Raw genomic sequence first — 1,562 nt, forward strand, 5'->3', positions numbered from 1 at the left:
TTTCCGTTTTCTGAGACGACCCCACTACGCCCGCACCGGCTCGCCGATCGACCTCGCCGTCTTCGCCGCCCAGCGCCGCCAGGTGCTCCAGCACATCCTGTTCCAGCAGCGCCGCGGCGTGCCGCCGGCGCGGATCAGCGTCGACGACATCGCCTTCCTGCTGCGCTAGGCACACACTCGGACAATTCCGTATCCGGCGCGGACTTCGATATACTGTATATGCATACAGTCATGGAGACGCCGCGCCCGGCCACGGCAGGACGCAGGCGTCGCCCGATCCCAGCCCGCCGCCAATGCCATCCGCAACCCGCCGCATCGCCCACCTGGACATGGACGCGTTCTACGCCTCCGTCGAACTCCTGCGGTACCCGGAACTGCGCGGCAAGCCCGTGGTGATCGGCGGCGGGCGCAACGCCACGCCCGAGACGCTGCCCGACGGCAGCCGGCGCTTCGCCCGCCTGCGCGACTACGCCGGCCGCGGCGTCGTCACCACCTCCACCTACGAGGCGCGCGCGCTCGGCGTCTTCTCCGCGATGGGCATGATGAAGGCCGCCCAGCTCGCGCCGGACGCCATCCTGCTGCCCACCGACTTCGACTCCTACCGGCACTACTCCCGCCTGTTCAAGGCCGCCGTCCACGCCTTCACCGACCAGATCGAAGACCGCGGCATCGATGAAATCTACATCGACCTCAGCGACGTGCAAGGCGAGCCGGCCGAACTCGGCACGCGCATCAAGCAGGCCGTGCGCGAAGCCACGCAACTGAGCTGCTCCATCTGCATCGCCCCCAACAAGCTGCTCGCCAAGATCGGCTCCGAACTCGACAAGCCCGACGGCCTCACCCTGCTCACCGCCGCGGACATCCCCGCGCGCATCTGGCCCCTGCCCGTGCGCAAGGTCAACGGCATCGGCCCCAAGGCCACCGAGAAGCTCGCCGGCCTGGGCATCGCCACCGTCGGCGACCTCGCCCATGCCGACCTCGGCCTGCTGCAAAGCCACTTCGGCCGCAGCTACTCCGCGTGGCTGGCGGAAACCGCCCAGGGCCGCGACGACCGCAGCGTGGTGGTCAGCGCCGAACCCAAGTCCATGAGCCGCGAAACCACCTTCGAGCGCGACCTCCACCCGCGCCAGGACCGCCAGGCCCTCTCCGAAATCTTCACCGGCCTGTGCCAGCGTCTGGCCGAAGACCTGCACCGCAAGGGCTATGTCGGCCGCACCGTCGGCGTCAAGCTGCGCTACGACGACTTCCAGACCGTCACGCGCGACCTGAGCCTGCCCGAGCCCACCGCCGACGCCGTGCAACTGCGGCGCGCCGCCACCGAATGCGTGAAACGGGTCACGCTCGACCGCAGGATACGGTTGCTGGGCGTCAGGGTCAGCGCGTTGACGGTGGCCGGAGAAGACGACCTCGCGCCGTTGCCGGTGCAAGGCGAATTGCCGTTCGATGAAGCCGGCTGAGCGGGTGCCCGGCGCGCAAATTACGAACAAGTACGCAATATCGAGATGATTCCGTATTGCACTTAGGAAAATTCGCCAGCCATTGAACCTGTCAGATTTTTTGTG

The 1,562-nt window shown here is 67.7% G+C and carries 1 protein-coding gene; it reads left to right on the forward strand.

Translation table 11 applies throughout. The features are described 5' to 3' along the window. Positions 1–293: 293 nt before the first annotated feature. Positions 294–1,457, forward strand: a complete 1,164-nt coding sequence (gene dinB, locus K206_RS0136610) for a DNA polymerase IV (protein WP_020207163.1) — start codon at positions 294–296, stop codon at positions 1,455–1,457. The last annotated feature ends 105 nt before the right edge of the window (positions 1,458–1,562 follow it).

This window comes from Cupriavidus sp. WS, from assembly GCF_000395345.1.
In the GTDB taxonomy this organism is placed as follows: domain Bacteria; phylum Pseudomonadota; class Gammaproteobacteria; order Burkholderiales; family Burkholderiaceae; genus Cupriavidus; species Cupriavidus basilensis_B.

Bases quoted from the DNA above. Each gene is read 5' to 3' on its own strand.
- dinB (WP_020207163.1), top strand. From the start codon at position 294: ATGCCATCCGCAACCCGCCGCATCGCCCACCTGGACATGGACGCGTTC.